Genomic DNA, 1,618 nt, shown 5'->3' with positions numbered 1-1,618 from the left:
CGGCTACTTCGAGCGCCCGGCGATCGAAGCCGACCTGCGGGCGGGGGGCTGGCGCGAGACGGTGCATCTCGAGACGCTGCCCGCGCGCAGCCGGGCTGCTTCCGCGCACGCGGTGGCACGGGCCTACTGCGAGGGCACGCCGTTGCGCAACGAGATCGAGGCGCGGTCTGCCGGCGACCTGGCCGATGCGACGGCGGCCTGCGCCGACGCGCTGGCCGCGCGCTTCGGGCGGGGTGCGGTGGACGGGCAGATCCAGGCGCACGTCGTCGCGGTGCGCAAGGACGCGTAGCCGGGCTGGTGCGAGCGCGCTTCAGCGCAGCGAGGTCAACCAGTCGCAGCGCAGCCGCCGGGCCCGGTGCAGCCAGCGCCGCAGCGCCACATAGCGCCCGGGCACGAAGAACAGCAGCACGCAGGCGCCGACCACGACCGGCTGGCGCAGCAGCAGCGAGGCCGGCAGCCCCATCCAGCCGATCACCCAGAGCGTCAGCACGGCATCCCAGGTGTGGTACTCGACCGGCTGCAGCTCGCGGTGGCCGACATGCCACTGCTTGACTGCCTGCAATTGGTCGAGCGTCATGATGGGCCCCCGTTGAATCGAAGACTGTAGCCAGTCAGGCCGTCTTGTTCAACGCGAACGAGGCCAACACCGTGTCGGTGACCGTTGAGTTCTCGAACGCCCAGCCGGCTGCGAAGTTGCTCGGCACGCCCCAGCCGTCGTATTGGTAGTAGACGATGTCCAGCCCGGCTGCCTCGGCCAGAGAGATCGCGTCGGCCACCCAGCGGCCACGGTCGGCCGACGGTGCCGCGCGGGTGCAGCCGACCTCGCCCAGCATCATGCGCACCGAGTGCGTGGCGGCGTAGTCGAGCGCCGGCTGCATGTCGATGGCGAGTGCCGCCTTGTTCCACAGCTGCGGCGCGGTGGCGTCGTTGTCGCGCGTGACGCCCGGGTAGCCCACCGTTCCTGCCGCCGGGAAGCCGCCTTCGCCCTGGTGCGTGAAGTAGTGCGGGCCGTAGTGGTGGAAGCTGTAGACCGTCTTCGCGTCGCCGTTGGGCTGCAGATCGGCAAAGTTCTTCTGGTCGCCCCAGACCGGTTCCACGATGACCCAGCGCTCGGCGTCCACATGGCGGATCTGCGCCAGCGCCAATTGGTGCAGCAGGTTCCACGCGTCCTTGGCGACCGCGTGGTTGCCGTTGATCTCTGCCGGCGTGCGGCCTTGCGGTTCGTTCAGCAGGTCGAACACGATGCCCTGCACGCCGGCGTACTGCTGGGCCAGCTCGCCCCAGGCCTCCACGAACTCGGCCTGCGCCGAGGGGTCGGACCACAGCGCGCGGCCGTCGTCGGGCCACACGCCGCGGCTCGGCCAGTTGACGTCGAGCGTGACCGCCAGCACCACATGCATGCGCTTCGACAGGCACCAGTCGATCAGCGTGCCCCATTGCGCGACCGAGGCCTGCAGGCGCGCCGCCAGCGGCTGGCCGGGCAGCAGCGCGGCACCGGTCTTGAAGTCGAACGGCTGGATGAACAGCCGCGCCACGTTGGCGCCGGCCGTCGGCAGCTCGGTCACGTTCTGCCAATGGCCGGCGGTGGTGTCGGTCCAGCCCTGGTCCGGGAAGATGC

The 1,618-nt window shown here is 70.6% G+C and carries 2 protein-coding genes and 1 pseudogene; 1 reads left to right on the top strand and 2 read right to left on the bottom strand.

All coding sequences use genetic code 11. The annotated features are described in order from the left end of the window. A pseudogene (locus tag AC1D01_RS33875) lies at positions 1-289 on the top strand (SAM-dependent methyltransferase); the annotation flags it as partial. 21 nt (positions 290-310) lie between these two features. Here the strand turns inward: AC1D01_RS33875 and AC1D01_RS33870 are convergent. Together AC1D01_RS33870 and AC1D01_RS33865 are read right to left on the bottom strand one after the other, a co-directional pair. After that, positions 311-577: a hypothetical protein gene (locus AC1D01_RS33870; protein ID WP_477873847.1), complete on the bottom strand. Its 267-nt coding sequence runs from the start codon at positions 575-577 to the stop codon at positions 311-313. Positions 578-611: 34 nt separating this feature from the next. Then, positions 612-1,618: glycoside hydrolase family 5 protein (locus AC1D01_RS33865; protein WP_477873846.1), on the bottom strand; the 1,007-nt coding region annotated here is incomplete at its 5' end.

The organism is Rhizobacter sp. P3_B12 (genome assembly GCF_056402895.1).
The sequence above is the reverse complement of the archived record's forward strand: the minus strand, read 5'-3'. Positions and strand labels throughout refer to the sequence as shown.